This is a genomic window from Xanthomonas euroxanthea, assembly GCF_900476395.1.
GTDB classification, from domain to species: Bacteria; Pseudomonadota; Gammaproteobacteria; order Xanthomonadales; family Xanthomonadaceae; genus Xanthomonas; species Xanthomonas euroxanthea.
The window spans coordinates 446,085-462,244 of sequence record NZ_UIHB01000002.1 but is presented as its reverse complement, the minus strand read 5'-3'; the positions used below and the strand labels follow the sequence as shown (position 1 = coordinate 462,244).

Below are 16,160 nucleotides of genomic sequence, written 5' to 3'. Positions count from 1 at the left end.
CTCCTGGAACCGGTGGGCTTCCCACCAGCATCGGCGGCCGATTGATAAGGCCCGCCCTAGGTAAAGGGAATAGACCGGAAATGGTAGCGGGACACCCTGCCAACCAGCAAGGCATACCAGCACAAGTGTTCAGCCCAAGTGTTGCTTGACCCAGGAGGGCACGCCGTCGAGCGCGGTCGCAAGGGCGGGACCATCCTCGCCACCACCCTGGGCGAGATCCGGACGACCGCCGCCCTTGCCCCCGATCTGACTGGCGATATGGCCGAGGAGTTCCCCCGCCTTCACCTTGCCAGTTGGGCTGCCATTCACACCGGCCACGAGCGCAACCTTGCCACCGGCGGCACCTGCCAGCACGATGACCGAATCGCCCAGTTGCTGCTTGAGACGATCCATCGCATCGCGCAGCGCCTTGGCATCGAAGCCCTCCAGACGCACGGCGACCACCTTGACGCCTGCCACGTCGACGGCACTGGAACCCAGGTCCGCAGTGGCACCGGAGGCCAGCTTGGCCTTGAGCGACTCCAGCTCACGCTCAAGCCGCTTCTGACGCTCGGTGAGCGCGCGCACCTTGTCGACCACCTCGGTAGCGTTGCCGCCGAGCAGGCTGGCCGCCTCGAACAGACGTCGCTCTTCATCGGCGACATGATCCAACGCGCCCTGCCCGGTCACCGCTTCGATGCGACGCACGCCCGAGGACACACCGCCTTCGGAGGTGATCTTGAACAGGCCGATATCGCCGGTACGGGTCACGTGCGTGCCACCGCAGAGTTCGGTGGAATAGCCGCCCATCTTCAGCACGCGCACGTTCTCGCCGTACTTTTCACCGAACAAGGCCATCGCGCCGAAATCCAGCGCTTCCTGCATCGCCATGTTGTGCACTTCGACGCTGTGGTTGGTGCGCACCTCTGCGTTGACCTTGCGTTCGATCACAGCAAGCTCTTCGGGCGTGATCGGCTGGAAGTGCGAGAAGTCGAAGCGCAAGCGGTCCGGCGCAACCAGCGACCCCTTCTGCTGCACATGCGTGCCCAGCACCTCGCGCAGGGCCGCATGCAGCAGATGCGTGGCCGAGTGGTTGAGGATGGTCTTGCCACGACGCTGTACGTCGATGCCGCCCGCCAGCACATCGCCCACTGCCAGCGTACCCTCGGTGATGCGCCCCACATGGCCATGGAACTGGCCGGCAAATTTCTGGGTGTCGACGATCTCGATGGAGACATCGCCACCGCTCAGCTGGCCGCTGTCGCCGACCTGGCCACCGGATTCGGCGTAGAACGGCGTGCGGTCGGTGAATACGATGACCTCGTCGCCGGCTTGCGCGCGCTCGACCGGGCGGCCCTGCTTGAGCAACGCCACCACCTTGAGCGCATCGGCGTCATAGGCTTCATAGCCCAGAAACACCGTCGGCGACATGGTGGCGACCAGATCGGCCGGCAATGCGACGCCACCGCCGAACTTGCCGGCGGCACGCGCGGTCTCGCGCTGACGCTCCATGGCGAACTCGAAGCCCTCCATGTCCACGCGCAAGCCACGCTCGCGGGCGATGTCGGAGGTCAGATCGACCGGAAATCCATAGGTGTCGAAGAGGCGGAACGCATCGGCGCCGGGAATCACTTCCTGCGAGCGCGCGGCGACCTCGTCGAAGATCTTCATGCCGGCGTCCAGCGTCTCGGCAAAGCGCTCCTCTTCGGCCAGCAGCGCCCGCGTAACGGTCTCCCGTGCGACCACCAGTTCGGGATAGGCCTCGCCCATCAGCTCGACCAGGGTCGGCACCATCTTGCTGAAGAACGGCTGGCGCACCCCCAGCATCCAGCCATGCCGCAGCGCACGCCGGATGATCCGGCGCAGCACATAACCACGGCCCTCGTTGGACGGCAGCACACCATCGACGATCAGGAACGAACAGGCGCGGATGTGATCGGCGATCACCCGCAGCGACTTGTTCTCCAGATCGGCGACCCCGGTCAGCGCACTGGCCTTGCCGATCAAGGCCTGGAACAGATCGATCTCGTAGTTGGTGTGCACGTGCTGCAGGATCGCAGCCAGCCGCTCCAGGCCCATGCCGGTGTCCACGCACGGCGCCGGCAACGGCACCAGGGTGCCGTCGGGCTGGCGGTCGAACTGCATGAAGACCAGGTTCCAGATCTCGATGAAGCGATCGCCATCCTCGTCCGGCGAACCGGGCGGACCACCGGCGATGTGGTCGCCGTGGTCGAAGAAGATCTCGGTGCACGGGCCGCACGGGCCGGTATCGGCCATTTGCCAGAAGTTGTCCGACGCATACGGCGCGCCCTTGTTGTCGCCGATGCGCACGATGCGACTTTCGGGAATGCCGATCATGTCGCGCCACAAGGCGAAGGCTTCTTCGTCGGTGTGGTAGACGGTGACCAGCAGCCGGTCGGCCGGCAGCTTCCAGACCTGGGTCAGCAGCTCCCAGGCCCAGCTGATGGCGTCCTTCTTGAAGTAATCGCCGAACGACCAGTTGCCCAGCATCTCGAAGAAGGTGTGATGCCGCGCGGTGTAGCCCACCGAATCCAGATCGTTGTGCTTGCCGCCGGCACGCAGGCAGCGCTGCACGTCGGCTGCGCGCACGTAGCTGCGCTTCTCCGCGCCGAGGAAGACGTCCTTGAACTGGACCATGCCGGAGTTGGTGAACAGCAAGGTCGGGTCGTTGCCCGGCACCAATGGCGCGGATGGCACGATGGTGTGGCCTTTCCCCTCGAAAAACGCGAGGAAGTCACTGCGGATCTGGGAAGTGCTGAATTTGGCGGGTGCGTTCATGTGCTGGCATTGGGCGGGCGGCAGTCCCGGTCACCCAATGAGATGTGGGCGCAGATGAGCGGAACAACCTGAAACCACGAAGGGTAGCAGGCCTGACGCCCTCAGTCCTCAAGGTCGAAGCGCGTGGCACTACGAATGCTGTTGCCATCAAAACCACGCCGGGCCAGCAGATCGGCGGCCTTGCGCCGCTGCGGCAGATCGGTGGGGCCCTGGTCGCCAAAGCGACGGCGGATCAGATCGCGCGCGTTTTCGGTCCAGTCGCCCTCGAATGTCGCCATTGCGGCACTGATGGCGTCGCTGTCCAGTCCATGGGTTCCGAGCTCGGCACGGATATGCAGCGGGCCGTAGCCCGAGCCTGCGCGATTGCGCACGACCGAAGCCGCAAAACGGGTGTCGTCCTGCCATCCTTCATCCGCCAGGCGCTCTACGGCCGCCTGTGCGGCGTCCGGCTCGATCCCGCGCGCCAGCAGCTTGCGGTTCAATTCCTTGCGCGAATGCTCGCGCCGCACCAGCAGCCCCAGTGCGCGTTGAACCGGCGTCTGTTCCTTGAACCGGCGTCCCCGCTTTGGCGCGGGCGGTTGCTCGTCCATCGTGGGTGTCCCGAGTACGAAACTCAAACAGCATCAATGCGCCATCCGTGGCGCCTGCCCTCCTGGCCTTCGATAGATCTACCGCGGGAAGCGACGGCACTGACCCCGCCGTCCCCGCGATAGAAAACTTGCCGCAGCCATCAGTTCGGCCGTTCTGCCATCAGCCGGGCGCGGCCGGCGGGCGGAACCGGGGATGGCCCACTCGGACATCCTGGTTCGCGCTTGCCGCCGACACCGACCTGATCACGGCTCAGCTCGCTCTGACGGGCTGCTGTCATTCCTTCTCGACGTCGTCACCGGCTTCGCGCGGCGCTTCGGCCGGCTGGAACTTCTCGCGCAGCTCGGCTTCCAGCCGCACCGCAACCTGCGGGTTGTCGCGAAGATAGCCGCGTGCGTTGTCCTTGCCTTGCCCGATGCGTTCTTCGCCATAGCTGTACCAGGCGCCGGCTTTCTCGACCAGCTTGGCTTCCACGCCCATGTCGATCAGCTCACCCTCGCGGCTGATGCCTTCGCCGTAGAGGATTTCGGTCACGACCTGCTTGAACGGAGGCGCCAGCTTGTTCTTGACCACCTTGATCTTGGTCTGGTTGCCGATGATCTCGTCGCCCTTCTTGATCGCGCCGATACGACGGATATCCAGACGGACCGAAGCGTAGAACTTCAGCGCGTTACCGCCGGTGGTCACTTCCGGGCTCTGGCCCGGCATCATCACGCCGATCTTGTGGCGCAACTGGTTGATGAAGACCACCAAGGTGTTGGAACGCTTGATGTTGCCGGTCAGCTTGCGCAGCGCCTGGCTCATCAGGCGGGCCTGCAGACCCGGCAGCTGGTCACCCATTTCGCCTTCGATTTCGGCCTTGGGGGTCAGCGCGGCGACCGAGTCGACCACCACGATGTCCACCGAACCGGAACGCACCAGCATGTCGGCGATTTCCAGCGCCTGCTCGCCGGTATCCGGTTGCGACAGCAGCAGGTCGTCGACGTTGACGCCCAGCTTGGCGGCATAAATCGGGTCCAGCGCGTGCTCGGCGTCGATGAAGGCTGCGGTACCGCCCTTCTTCTGGCATTCGGCAATCGCCTGCAGGGTCAGGGTGGTCTTGCCCGACGATTCCGGACCGTAGATTTCGACCACACGGCCCTTGGGCAGGCCGCCGATCCCCAGTGCGATGTCCAGCATCAGCGAGCCGGTCGGAATGACTTCGACGGCCTCGATCACACGGTCGCCCATGCGCATCACCGAGCCCTTGCCGAATTGCTTTTCGATCTGGCTCAGTGCGGCGGAAAGGGCGCGCTTCTTGTTCTCATCCATCTGGGTGATCCTTGTCAGTGATTTCGGTGTAGGGCTAATGTAACGGCGGTGTATCGCACAGGCTGAGACTGGCTGCGACACACTCAGATTAGAAAGGTGGCCATGGCGATGGCAGCGGGAAATCCTGTGGTAGCGGCTCGGGATAACGCCAGTGCAGCCATCGGCGCAGTGCTCAACGATTCGGCCTCAACAGCCCGCAGTACAGGCCCTCGATCGCGAAATCCTGATCCGGCAGCACTTCGATCGGCGCGTAGTCCGGGTTACGCGGCAGCAAGCGGATGCGGTCCTTGCCGATCTTCAACAATTTGACCGTGATCTCCTCATCGATCCGCGCCACCACGATCTGCCCCGAGCGCGCATCGCGGGTGCGGTGCACCCCGATCAGGTCGCCGTTGAAGATTCCCTCGTCGCGCATCGAGTCGCCCTGCACCTTGAGCAGGTAGTCCGGCGACGGCGAGAAGAACACCCGGTCCAGCACCACGAAGTCGTCCGAGCCGATATCCGCACCGATCGGCAGACCTGCCGCCACACGTCCCAGCACCGGCAGGCGCAGTACATCGTCGCGCATCGGCTCGTTTGCGGCAGGCGGAGTGCGTGACTGGGCGCCCTGCCCGGCCAGGCGGATGCCGCGGGCCTGCCCGGGGACACGCCGGATCGCACCGGCCTGCTCCAATGCCTCCAGATGGTATTGCGCGCCGCGCACACCCTTGAAGCCGAAGGCGCGCGCGATCTCGGTCTGCGAAGGCGGTACGCCATCGGCATCGATGCGCTCGGCGATCAAGGCCAGGATTGCTTGCTGGGTATCGGTCAGGTCCATGGTTAGTAGTATTACTACTAACTAACGCCTGCGCAAGCGCCGCGTCGTGCCTCACGCGCAGGCCGGCAATCGGGCAGTACAGGCGCCGCGTCTAGCGCCGACTCCGCCAGATGGAAAACAGGATCCAGACACCGCAGATGGCTGCGCCGATGAAGCCGCCGACCCCCAACGCAAGCAGCCAGCGGCTGGCACTGCCGCCGACACTGTTCATGACGATCGACGAGCCGATCACCAGCGCGGCCGTCACGATGCCCATGGTGAGCCGGTTGGCCGCGCGATCGACCTGTTCGCCGAATTCGCGCAATGCCCGCGTTTCCACCTGCAGTTGCAACTTGCCGCGCCGTGCGGCCTGCAGCAGCCGTTTGAGATCGCGTGGCAGGTCGCCGATCAGATCGATTGCGCCGGTCACGGTGCGACGGCTGCGCCGCAGCATCGCGCTGGGCGCATAACGCTGCAGCACCACGCGTTCGAGATACGGGCGCGCCTCGGTGGCCATGTCGAAATCCGGATCGAGCTGGCGGCCCATGCCCTCGAGGGTGAGAAACGCCTTGATCATCAGCGCCAGATCCGATGGCAGGGTCAGCCCGTGATCGCGCAGGATCGAGGTGACATCGCCCAGCATCGCGCCGATGCGCAGCTCTTTCAGCGGCACGCCGCGGTACTCGTCGACGAAGGCACCGATGTCCTGCTGCAGCCGCGATTCATCGATCTCCAGACTGGTGCCGGCCCATTCCAGCAACACGTCGATGACCGCTTCGGCGTCGTAGCTGACCATGCCATGCAGCAGTTGCGCGACCTGGAAACGACGTTGCTCGGAAACACGTCCGACCATGCCGAAATCGATGACGGCGATGCGCCCGTCGCGCAGGTAAAAGATGTTGCCCGGATGAGGGTCGGCGTGGAAGCAGCCATCCTGCAGCACCATTTTCAGCACGATCCCGGCGCCGGTGCGAGCGAGCGCCTTGCGGTCCAGCCCGGCCGCGTCCACAGCGCGCATGTCCCGCCCGGGAATGCCGTCGATGAATTCCTGCACGTTGAGCGATTCGCAGGTCCACTGCCAGTAGACCGACGGCACCACCACCCCGGGGTCGTTGACGAAGTTGGCCGCGATGCGCTCGGCATTGCGACACTCGGCGGCGAAATCCAGCTCGCGTCGCAAGGAGACGGTGAATTGCTGCACCACTTCGGCGGGGCGATAACGCTTGAGATCGGGCGCGCGCGTTTCCACGATTTCCGCCAGGCGTGCCAGCAGGCGCAGATCTGCATCGATGACATCGCCAATGCCGGGGCGGCGGATCTTCAGCACCACCGGTGTGCCATCGGCCAGCCAGGCGCGATGCGTCTGCGCCAGCGATGCCGCAGCCAAAGGCTGTTCGTCCAGGCGTGCGAACACGCTTTCCGGCTCCGCGCCCAGGGCCGCGACCAGTTGCGGGCGGATCTGTTCGAACGGCAGCGCGGGCACTGCGTTCTGCAGCTCGCTCAGTTCTTCGATCCACTCCGGCGGCAGCAGGTCCACGCGCGTGGCCAGCACCTGCCCCAGCTTGACGAAGGTCGGCCCGAGTTCCTCGAGCGCGCGCCGCACCCGCATCGCCGCAGACAGGCGCAGGCGCCCCTCGGCGTTGTGCCAGTGCAGCAGCTTGCCGGCACGTTCGAGCACGTCGGCCAGGCCGATACGCCGCACCACGTCGCCGAATCCGTAACGGATCAGCACCGCGGCGATTTCCTGCAGCCGCCCGAGATCACGAACGGTGCCGAGTGCCTCCCACATCAGCACACCGCCTGCGACTGCGCTGCGGCAACAGGCGGCATCGCATCACGCCGCATCGCCGGCCGCTTGTCGTCGTTCGAAACCAAGGTTGACCACGCACCGCCACGCGCAACACCCATCGCTGCGCGATCGCTCGCGCACAGGACGACGCAATCACCGGCTGCCTCACGCATCGGGCGCCAGAGGGCTGCGCACCGGTCATCCAGCAATGCCAGGACACCGCCAGCAGATGGATGCGGCGCGGACAACGACAGCACATGAGCAGAAAGCGGAAGCATCGGCACGCAGGTTGAAGGCGAGACCTTGTTTGTAGCCGATCTGCACGTGCCTGTCGCGCCATGGACAGCTGCGGGCTTAGCCGAGGTTGCGCTCGCGCAGGCATCCTGATGCCTTGGCAAGGCCGCACCAGGGCCTGATGCGGCAACCGCGAGCTCGGCCCGTACGTGCGGGGGCGCCCGGAAACGCATTCCACGCCCCGGCCTGTAGCGGCGCATCGATGACGATCGGGCGACAGGTTGCGTTGCCGATATCTTCTGCCCACGCTTCCAGCACCAGCACCAACACCAGCACCAACACCAGCGCTCGTCGTCGGCGCCGATGCCCAGCCACGCATCGAGCACCGTATAGCCCGGTTGCACCTTCTGTGGATGCAGATCAGAGCGCGCAGCGAACCCGGCGCAGCCAAGGCTGCATTGCCACCATGCATCACATGCGCAACCGCCCGCTGTCGAAGAGAATCGCCGCGGCCAGAGCCACACCCCGCGCAGCAGGTACGTGCGCGTGGCTGCTGCGACGTGGCCTAGAGCAGCGCGCTCAAGCCCCGCAATGCGGCAACCACGGTCTGGCGACGCACTGCATCGCGATCGCCAGCGAAGTGGAACAACTGCGCAGTGGCATAGCCGCCGCGCCGCTTCCAGCCGATCCATACCGTGCCGACCGGCTTGTCCTCACTGCCGCCCCCCGGCCCGGCGATGCCGGTCACCGCCACCGCAATGCTCGCACCGGAATTGACCAGCGCGCCCGAGACCATTTCGATCACCGTTTCGCGACTGACCGCACCATGCACTTCCAGCGTGTGGGGGCGCACTCCCAGCAAGGCCTGCTTGGCCTCATAGCTGTAAGCGGCCATGCCGCAATCGAACCAGTGCGAAGACCCCGCCACATCCGTGACCGCCTTGGCGATCCAGCCGCCGGTACAGCTCTCGGCAGTGACCAGGCGCTCGCGCGCGGCAAGCAGCTGTTGCCCGAGGTGTTCGGCCAGCTGCTGCAGTTCGGAATCGGCGGACATGGACATGGGCACGGCGAATGAAGGGGCAGCCGACGTTTTAGCCCAATTTGCCGCCCCTGTCTGCGCCGGCGTCCATTCGGCACCAGCGACGACGTGGCCCAGGTTCAGTGGCAGTGTGCAGCCCATCGCAGCAGGCATCGGCTGCGATGGCGAGCTGATCGCCAAGCTGTCGGCTGCGATGACCTGCGTTGTCCTGCCCTGGCGACTGCGCAGACCTGTGTTGGCCGCCATCTGCCAAAGCGCCACGACCGACGTGACGCGATCGCCACACCGTCCGACCCCACCGCTCCGACGCCATTGGCCTGCCGTGCCAGCGTCACGCTGCACGGCCGGCCACGCCGACCGTGCAGCGCCGATCACGACTCCCAGTCTTCGCGACGATCCGGCAGCATCGCGCGCAGTGGTGCACCGTCGTCGCCGGCAGCCAGGCGCTCGGCCTCGACCATCGGCAGGTCCACATCCAGCAACCAGCCGTCCTCGTCGGACTGCTCGCCGCGCACCACTTCCAGTTGATGCAACTTGGAGCGCAGGCGGCCTGCCGACGGTGGCAACCGCAGTTGCCCGGTCACATGGCGCAGATCCAGTCGCTGCCCCAGGGCGTGCTGCAGTTCCGGCAGCCCGCGCCCATCACGCGCAGAGACCCACACGCGCTCACGCCGCGCCTGGTCGGGAATGCCGTCCTGCGCATCGTGACGCACCTGCGCGCCTTCGATCTTGTCGATCTTGTTGAACACCAGCAGCTGCGGCAAATCGCCCGCGCCCACCGCATGCAACACCTCATCGACCTGCTGGATGCGTTCTTCGCGCAGCGGGTCGGCCGCATCGACGATATGCAACAACAGATCGGCGTCGCGCGCCTCGGACAAGGTCGAACGGAATGCAGCGACCAGTTGATGCGGCAGATCGCGCACGAAGCCGACCGTATCGGCCAGGATCGCACTGCCGCCCGGCAGCGCAATGCGACGCACGGTGGGATCGAGCGTGGCGAACAACTGGTCGGCCACGTAGGCCTCCGCACCGGTCAGGGCATTGAACAAGGTGGATTTGCCGGCATTGGTGTAGCCAACCAACGCAATCCGCGGCAGTTCGCTGCGCATGCGCGCACGCCGCATCTGGGTGCGCTGCACCTCGACCTTTTCCAGCCGCTGCTGCAACTGCTCCACCCGCTTCTGCAGCAGGCGGCGGTCGGTTTCCAGCTGGGTTTCGCCAGGCCCGCGCAGACCGATCGAACCGCCGCGCTGACGCTCCAGGTGGGTCCAGCCGCGCACCAAGCGGGTCGCCATGTGCCGCAACTGCGCCAGCTCCACCTGCAGCTTGCCTTCGTGGCTGCGTGCCCGTTGCGCGAAGATGTCCAGGATCAGGCCGGTGCGGTCGATCACGCGCCGCTCCAGGTAGCGCTCCAGATTGCGCTCCTGGCCGGGTGACAAGGTGTGGTTGACCAACACCAGATCCGCGCCGGTGGCCTCGGCGGCGGCCTTGATCTCTTCCAGCTTGCCGCTGCCGATCAAGGTCGACGGGTTCGGTTTGTCGATGCGCGCGGTGAGCGTGGCCGCCACCGTGGCGCCCGCCGACCTGGCAAGGTCGGCGAACTCCTCCAGCACATCCTCTTCGGCAGGCCCACCGGAGTGGGTCTGAATCAACAACGCGTGTTCACCCTTGCGTGAGCGATCAAACACGCACTACTCCATTACTGCTCGACGTCGTCATCTTCCGCCTGGTTGCCTTCATTGGATTGCACATACCCACCACCCGGTCCCACGCGCACGTTGCGCGCCGGCACGACCGTGGAGATGGCGTGCTTGTAGACCATCTGACTCACGGTATTGCGCAGCAGGACCACGAACTGGTCGAACGACTCGATCGTGCCCTGCAGCTTGATGCCGTTGACCAGATACACAGAGACCGGCACCCGCTCGCGCCGCAGCGCGTTGAGGAATGGATCCTGTAAAGATTGCCCCTTAGCCATCGAAAACTCCTCGTCATTATTGTTCTTATAGTCCCGGTCGACACCTGCCATCCCCAGCCGGTCCCGGAAACGGGATGTTACACGCCTGAAGCCTGCGGTACATCGGGACGTTGACCGAGGAAGCCGACAAGTGCGCGTTCCAGTCGATGCCGGTCAGTGTCCGGGTCGAACCAGCGTGCGTCGAGCTCGCCACGCAGCCAGGTGAGTTGCCGCTTGGCCAGTTGGCGGGTGGCCTGCACCGCCCTGCCGCGGAACTCAGCCAGGCTACCGGCCCCATCCAGATACTCCCAGGCCTGGCGATACCCCACCGCGCGCACCGCTGGCAGATCCAGCGGCGCGGCGACCGCGCGCAGTTGCGGCAGTGCTCGGAGACGTTCCACTTCGGCCAGGAAATCCTGTGCCAGCATCATGTCCAGGCGTCGTTCGATGCGCGCATGCAGCACTGCGCGCTCGCGCGGTGCCAGTACGACCTTCAGCACCCGCACCGGCAGACGTGGCCCCGGCGGTAGCGCCTGCCAGTAACTGATCGGCTTGCCGCTGATGCGATAGACCTCCAGGGCGCGCTGGATCCGCTGCGGATCGGTGGTATGGATGCGCGCAGCGGCGATCGGGTCCACGTCCGCCAGCTGCGCATGCAGCCTGGCCCAACCGAGCTGTTCGGCTTCGGCTGCGATGGCCGAGCGTACCGCCGGATCGGCCTCGGGCAATTGCGACAGCCCTTCCAGCACGGCGCGGAAGTAGAGCCCGGTGCCGCCGGCCAGAATCGGCAGCTTGCCGCGCGCCACGATCTGCCCGATCGCCTGCCGCGCATCGCTGGCAAATTCCGCCGCCGAATAGATCTGCCAGGGATCGCGCAGGTCGATCAGATGGTGTGGCACCGCCGCGCGCATCGCGGCATCCGGCTTGGCCGCGCCGATGTCCAGGCCGCGATACACCAGCGCCGAATCGACACTGACGATCTCGCCGTTCCAGCGCTGCGCTGCCTCCAGTGCCAGCGCGGTCTTGCCGCTGGCGGTCGGCCCCATCAATGCAATCGCCAGCGGACGTCGGTCGGCCGGCATCAGTCCTCGTCCGGCCAGCGAATGCTCGGTGCCGCAGGCGCGCTCACGCGTGGCAGCGGGATCGCCGCCATCGCGCTCCACACCTTCAGGGCATCCACGGTAGCGGCCACATCGTGCACGCGCAGCACCATCGCACCATGCTGGGCAGCGATCAGGTGCGCGGCGACCGAGCCGTACACGCGTTCTGCGGCGACCTGGCGCCCGGTCAGTTCACCGATGCTGCGCTTGCGCGACAGCCCGGCCAGGATCGGCAGGCCGAACTCCTGCAGGCGCTGCAACTGCGCCAGCACGGTGAGATTGTGCGTGGTGGTCTTGTCGAACCCGAACCCCGGGTCGAGGATCAACCGGCGCTTGTCGATACCGGCCATTTCCGCCGCGAAGATGCGTTCGGCCAGGAAGCGATGCACCTCGGCCACCACGTCGTCGTAATACGGCGCGTCCTGCATCGCATGGGGTGCGCTGCGTGCATGCATCAACACCACCGGCACCCGCAGTTCGGCCGCGGCATCCAATGCGCCGGGCGAACGCAGCGCGTGCACGTCGTTGATCATGCCGGCGCCGGCCGCGACCGCTGCGCGCATCACCTCCGGCTTGAAGGTATCCACACTGATCGGCACGCCGGTGTGCTGCGCCAATGCCTGGATCACCGGGATCACGCGCTGCAGCTCTTCGTCCAGCGATACCGGGGTTGCCCCCGGACGGGTGGATTCGCCGCCGATATCCAGCAGCGCAGCGCCCTGCTCGACCAGGCGCAGGCCATGCGCGATGCCGGCTTCGCAACTGGCGTGCTGGCCGCCATCGGAAAACGAATCCGGGGTGACGTTGACGATCCCCATCACCTGCGGCGCGTCCAGTCGCAGTTCGCGACCGGCGCAATCCAGCTTGAGGGCGGTGTCGAACATCGGGGGTGTCTCCTTGGAGGGGTTGCGGTAGGGCGTGGTCGGCGATGTGGCCGTATAACGCATCAAGGCCGGGAATCGCTTCCCGGCCTTGATGAATGCTTCTGCAGCTGACCGATGCGGGCGTTACAGCTGCTCGGCTGGCCCGGCAATCGGCGCCAACGGACGCGGGCTGCCCTTGTCGTTGTTGTTGCCGCCGTCCTTGTCGGACTTGCCCCAGCCGGCCGGCGGTGGCGGCTCGCGGCCTTCCATGATGGCGTCGATCTGCGGCACGTCGATGGTCTCGTACTGCAATAGCAGCTGCGACATCGCGTGCAGCTTGTCCAGGTTCTCGGTGAGGATGGCCTTGGTCTTGCTGTAGGCCTTGTCCAGGATCGAACGCACCACTTCGTCGATCATGCGCGCGGTCTCGTCGGAGACGTTCTTGTGCTGGGTCACCGAACGACCCAGGAACACCTCGTCTTCCTCCTCACCGTAGGCCACCGGGCCCAGCTCGTCGGACAGGCCCCACTTGGTGACCATGTTGCGCGCCATCTTGGTCGCACGCTCGATGTCGTTGGACGCACCGGTGGTGACCTTGTCACCGCCGAAGATCAGCTCCTCGGCCACGCGGCCGCCGTACAGCGAGCACAGCTGCGACTCGATCGCCACGCGGTTCATCGAGTAACGATCGCCTTCCGGCAAATACATCGTCACGCCCAGGGCGCGACCACGCGGAATGATCGTGACCTTGTAGACCGGGTCATGCTCGGGCACCAGACGGCCGACGATGGCATGGCCTGCCTCGTGGTAGGCGGTGAGCGTCTTTTCGTCTTCGCTCATGGCCATCGAGCGGCGCTCGGCCCCCATCAGGATCTTGTCGCGGGCACGGTCGAAGTGGTCCATGCGGACTTCCTTCTCGCTGCCGCGCGCGGCAAACAACGCCGCCTCGTTACACAGGTTGGCCAGGTCGGCACCCGAGAAGCCCGGCGTACCGCGTGCGATGACCATCGGCACCACGTCGTCGGCCAACGGCAGCTTGCGCATGTGCACACGCAGGATCTGCTCGCGCCCCTTGACGTCCGGCAGGCCGACCACGACCTGGCGATCGAAACGGCCCGGACGCAGCAGCGCCGGATCCAGCACGTCGGGGCGGTTGGTCGCAGCGATCACGATCACGCCCTCGCCACCCTCGAAACCGTCCATCTCGACCAGCAACTGGTTCAGGGTCTGCTCGCGCTCGTCGTGTCCACCGCCCAGACCGGCGCCGCGATGACGGCCAACGGCATCGATCTCATCGATGAAGATGATGCAGGGCGCATGCTTCTTGGCTTGCTCGAACATGTCGCGCACGCGGCTGGCGCCAACGCCCACGAACATCTCGACGAAGTCGGAACCGGAGATGCTGAAGAACGGCACCTTGGCCTCGCCGGCAATCGCCTTGGCGAGCAGCGTCTTGCCGGTACCCGGCGGGCCGACCATCAGCACGCCGCGCGGAATCTTGCCGCCCAGCTTGGTGAACTTGGTCGGGTCGCGCAGGAAGTCGACCAGCTCGCTGACTTCTTCCTTGGCCTCGTCGCAACCGGCGACGTCGGCAAAGGTGATCTTGACCTGGTCCTCGCCCTGTAGCTTGGCGCGCGACTTGCCGAAGCTCATCGCGCCCTTGGCACCGCCACCACCGCCCTGCATCTGGCGCATGATGAACAGCCAGAAGCCGATGATCAGGATGACCGGCAGGAAATTGAGCACCAACGACCAGAAACCCGGCCCGGTGGAGGGCTTCTGGCGGGTCATTTCGATGTTCTTGCTGTACAGCACGTCGACCAGCTTGTCGTCGCGCGGCCCGTATACGGTGGCTTCGCTGCCGTCGGTGCGCTTGAAGCGGATCGCGTTGACCGCCAGATTGGTCTCGTCGGTGTAGTCCACCGATTTGACGCGCCCGGCATCCACTTCCTTCAGGAACTGGGTGTAGGTAATCGCGTCGGGGCCGACACCGCCCGCCATCCGCGGCGAGAAGCTCTGGAAGACGACCATCAGCACAACCGCGACGACCACCCACAACAGCAGATTCTTGGTCAAGTCGTTCATCCTCATTGGCTCCGGTGCCCTCTACTCTTCAATTCTTGAAACACGGTGGTCATTGGCAGCTTACTTGATCTGGGCACGCTTGCCCTGACCGAGCGCATAAACTTCCGGGGAGCGCTTGCGCGAGGCCGCCGGTTTGCGAATCGTCACCTTGTCATAGCGGCGGCGAAGCTCACGAATGTAGTCGTCGGACCCAACGCCCTGGAACAACTTGATCAGGAACGCCCCGCCCGGTTTGAGGTGGATATCGGCAAATTCCATCGCCAGTTCCGCCAGGTGCATCATCCGCGGTTGGTCGACCGCGTCCATGCCACTCTTATTGGGGGCCATATCGGACAGCACAAGGTCCACCGGCACATCGCCCAGCATCGCCTCGAATTCCGATAGGACGGTTTGCTCCCTGAAGTCGCCGTGAAGGAACTCCACCCCGGCCAGCGGCGGCATCTCCAGGATATCCAGCGCCACCACCCGGCCGCTGTCGCCCATGGACTTGCGTACCTGCTGCGACCAGCCGCCCGGCGCCGCGCCCAGGTCGACCACCACCATGCCCGGCTTGAGCAGACGGTCGCGCTGGAGCAGTTCTTCCAGCTTGTAGGCCGCGCGCGAGCGCATGCCTTCGGCCTGCGCCTTCTTGACGAACGGATCGGCGAAGTGTTCCTTGAGCCAGCGCTGGCTGCTTTTACTACGGGAAGGCATCGGCAAAGGGGTCTGAACGGGTCGCCATGATACCCTGAACACCCTTTGCTTCCCTTTGATCCTGCATGTCCATTGTTCTCACCTCCGCCCAGAACCGTTTCCTGCGCGGCCAGGCCCACGATCTCAAGGCACTGCTGCAGACCGGGGGCAAAGGGGTCACGCCGGCATTTCTGGCCGAACTCGAGGAAGTGCTCGAGCGCCACGAATTGATCAAGGTGAAGGTGACATCGGAGGATCGCGAGGCCCGTGACGCCATGATCGCCGAACTGACCCAGCACACCGGCAGCGCGCTGGTGCAGCGGATCGGCCATGTCGCCATCCTGTACCGCCCCAGCAAGGAAAAGCGTCAGATCGTGCTGCCGCGCGGCTGACAGACGAGTTCGCCATGCCTTTAAGCCAGGAACACCCCGACTACACCTATGCGCTGCGCGCGGCCGATGGCCGCCATGCCAAGGTGAACGACCAGATTCTGCAGCGCAGCTTCATCCTGATGCCCGACGAGCTGGTGGAAGGCTGGCCGGTGCCCGGCCTGGCGCAACTCCAGGTCGCGCATATGGACGCGGTGCTGGCACTTGCCCCGGCGGTGATCCTGCTCGGCACCGGCGAGCGGCAGCAGTTTCCGAAGACGGATGTGCTGGCAGCCTGTCTGACCCGCGGCATCGGCCTGGAAGCGATGACCAATGCGGCCGCCGCACGCACCTACAACGTGCTGGCCAGCGAAGGCCGCCGGGTGGCGCTGGCGATGATTCTCGAAGGCTGATTAGGGAATCGGGAATCGGGAGTCGGGAAAGCAGGCTGGACTGAAGTTTCGCTATCAGGCGAAATTTGACCAGGCCTTGGACGCCCTGCTCATGCCAGGCGTCGCACGCGACCTATCGATAAAGTCCCCGGCCAAGGCTGTTGCGATTCCCTATTCCCTACTCC

15 protein-coding genes are annotated in these 16,160 nt (G+C 65.4%); 2 read left to right on the top strand and 13 right to left on the bottom strand.

Annotated features, from left to right (window positions below; genetic code table 11):
• Window positions 1-129: 129 nt before the first annotated feature.
• The 13 genes from alaS to rlmE all read right to left on the bottom strand — a co-directional run bounded on the left by alaS (window position 130) and on the right by rlmE (window position 15,236).
• Window positions 130-2,778, bottom strand: a complete 2,649-nt coding sequence (alaS, locus tag CPBF1521_RS09185) for an alanine--tRNA ligase (RefSeq protein ID WP_115676777.1) — start codon at window positions 2,776-2,778, stop codon at window positions 130-132.
• A 101-nt stretch (window positions 2,779-2,879) separates the two neighbouring features.
• Window positions 2,880-3,368 (bottom strand): recombination regulator RecX, encoded by a 489-nt coding sequence (gene recX, locus CPBF1521_RS09180; RefSeq protein ID WP_104582899.1) that lies wholly within the window; start codon window positions 3,366-3,368, stop codon window positions 2,880-2,882.
• A gap of 274 nt (window positions 3,369-3,642) precedes the next feature.
• Window positions 3,643-4,677 carry a recombinase RecA gene (recA, locus tag CPBF1521_RS09170; protein WP_016904265.1) on the bottom strand — a complete coding sequence of 345 codons (1,035 nt, stop codon included), beginning with the start codon at window positions 4,675-4,677 and terminating at the stop codon, window positions 3,643-3,645.
• Between the two features lie 172 nt (window positions 4,678-4,849).
• A complete protein-coding gene (gene lexA, locus CPBF1521_RS09165; RefSeq protein WP_104596802.1) occupies window positions 4,850-5,494 on the bottom strand; it encodes a transcriptional repressor LexA in 645 nt (214 codons plus the stop codon).
• Between the two features lie 91 nt (window positions 5,495-5,585).
• Window positions 5,586-7,262, bottom strand: coding sequence for a 2-polyprenylphenol 6-hydroxylase (gene ubiB / locus CPBF1521_RS09160; RefSeq protein ID WP_115677095.1), 1,677 nt, complete (start codon window positions 7,260-7,262; stop codon window positions 5,586-5,588).
• A 354-nt stretch (window positions 7,263-7,616) separates the two neighbouring features.
• Window positions 7,617-7,838 (bottom strand): hypothetical protein, encoded by a 222-nt coding sequence (locus CPBF1521_RS21485; RefSeq protein WP_181901180.1) that lies wholly within the window; start codon window positions 7,836-7,838, stop codon window positions 7,617-7,619.
• Window positions 7,839-8,061: 223 nt separating this feature from the next.
• Window positions 8,062-8,556: a CinA family protein gene (locus CPBF1521_RS09150; RefSeq protein ID WP_164740302.1), complete on the bottom strand. Its 495-nt coding sequence runs from the start codon at window positions 8,554-8,556 to the stop codon at window positions 8,062-8,064.
• A gap of 350 nt (window positions 8,557-8,906) precedes the next feature.
• Entirely contained in the window at window positions 8,907-10,226 is a 1,320-nt protein-coding gene (hflX, locus tag CPBF1521_RS09145) for a ribosome rescue GTPase HflX (RefSeq protein ID WP_115676775.1), read from the bottom strand.
• A gap of 11 nt (window positions 10,227-10,237) precedes the next feature.
• Window positions 10,238-10,516, bottom strand: coding sequence for an RNA chaperone Hfq (gene hfq / locus CPBF1521_RS09140; protein WP_005915027.1), 279 nt, complete (start codon window positions 10,514-10,516; stop codon window positions 10,238-10,240).
• A gap of 77 nt (window positions 10,517-10,593) precedes the next feature.
• A complete protein-coding gene (miaA, locus tag CPBF1521_RS09135; RefSeq protein ID WP_115677093.1) occupies window positions 10,594-11,577 on the bottom strand; it encodes a tRNA (adenosine(37)-N6)-dimethylallyltransferase MiaA in 984 nt (327 codons plus the stop codon).
• Window positions 11,577-12,479: a dihydropteroate synthase gene (gene folP / locus CPBF1521_RS09130; protein ID WP_115677094.1), complete on the bottom strand. Its 903-nt coding sequence runs from the start codon at window positions 12,477-12,479 to the stop codon at window positions 11,577-11,579. Before folP ends, miaA begins: the two co-directional genes overlap by 1 nt.
• Window positions 12,480-12,602: 123 nt before the next feature.
• Entirely contained in the window at window positions 12,603-14,543 is a 1,941-nt protein-coding gene (gene ftsH, locus CPBF1521_RS09125; RefSeq protein ID WP_164739312.1) for an ATP-dependent zinc metalloprotease FtsH, read from the bottom strand.
• A 60-nt stretch (window positions 14,544-14,603) separates the two neighbouring features.
• A complete protein-coding gene (gene rlmE / locus CPBF1521_RS09120) occupies window positions 14,604-15,236 on the bottom strand; it encodes a 23S rRNA (uridine(2552)-2'-O)-methyltransferase RlmE (RefSeq protein WP_104648526.1) in 633 nt (210 codons plus the stop codon).
• A 65-nt stretch (window positions 15,237-15,301) separates the two neighbouring features.
• Between rlmE and yhbY the strand changes: the two genes are divergently transcribed.
• Together yhbY and CPBF1521_RS09110 are read left to right on the top strand one after the other, a co-directional pair.
• Complete coding sequence (gene yhbY, locus CPBF1521_RS09115; RefSeq protein WP_104582892.1) at window positions 15,302-15,607, top strand: ribosome assembly RNA-binding protein YhbY; 306 nt, start codon at window positions 15,302-15,304, stop codon at window positions 15,605-15,607.
• Window positions 15,608-15,621: 14 nt separating this feature from the next.
• A complete protein-coding gene (locus CPBF1521_RS09110; RefSeq protein WP_104648525.1) occupies window positions 15,622-15,996 on the top strand; it encodes an Mth938-like domain-containing protein in 375 nt (124 codons plus the stop codon).
• Window positions 15,997-16,160 lie beyond the last annotated feature (164 nt).

What these genes read in the sequence shown, in the direction of transcription:
- CPBF1521_RS09150 (WP_164740302.1), bottom strand. Translation starts at nt 8,556, where the DNA reads ATGTCCATGTCCGCCGATTCCGAACTGCAGCAGCTGGCCGAACACCTC.
- recX (WP_104582899.1), bottom strand. Translation starts at nt 3,368, where the DNA reads ATGGACGAGCAACCGCCCGCGCCAAAGCGGGGACGCCGGTTCAAGGAA.
- rlmE (WP_104648526.1), bottom strand. Translation starts at nt 15,236, where the DNA reads ATGCCTTCCCGTAGTAAAAGCAGCCAGCGCTGGCTCAAGGAACACTTC.
- ubiB (WP_115677095.1), bottom strand. Translation starts at nt 7,262, where the DNA reads ATGTGGGAGGCACTCGGCACCGTTCGTGATCTCGGGCGGCTGCAGGAA.
- alaS (WP_115676777.1), bottom strand. Translation starts at nt 2,778, where the DNA reads ATGAACGCACCCGCCAAATTCAGCACTTCCCAGATCCGCAGTGACTTC.
- recA (WP_016904265.1), bottom strand. Translation starts at nt 4,677, where the DNA reads ATGGATGAGAACAAGAAGCGCGCCCTTTCCGCCGCACTGAGCCAGATC.
- folP (WP_115677094.1), bottom strand. Translation starts at nt 12,479, where the DNA reads ATGTTCGACACCGCCCTCAAGCTGGATTGCGCCGGTCGCGAACTGCGA.
- lexA (WP_104596802.1), bottom strand. Translation starts at nt 5,494, where the DNA reads ATGGACCTGACCGATACCCAGCAAGCAATCCTGGCCTTGATCGCCGAG.
- hfq (WP_005915027.1), bottom strand. Translation starts at nt 10,516, where the DNA reads ATGGCTAAGGGGCAATCTTTACAGGATCCATTCCTCAACGCGCTGCGG.
- ftsH (WP_164739312.1), bottom strand. Translation starts at nt 14,543, where the DNA reads ATGAACGACTTGACCAAGAATCTGCTGTTGTGGGTGGTCGTCGCGGTT.
- yhbY (WP_104582892.1), top strand. Translation starts at nt 15,302, where the DNA reads ATGTCCATTGTTCTCACCTCCGCCCAGAACCGTTTCCTGCGCGGCCAG.
- CPBF1521_RS09110 (WP_104648525.1), top strand. Translation starts at nt 15,622, where the DNA reads ATGCCTTTAAGCCAGGAACACCCCGACTACACCTATGCGCTGCGCGCG.
- miaA (WP_115677093.1), bottom strand. Translation starts at nt 11,577, where the DNA reads ATGCCGGCCGACCGACGTCCGCTGGCGATTGCATTGATGGGGCCGACC.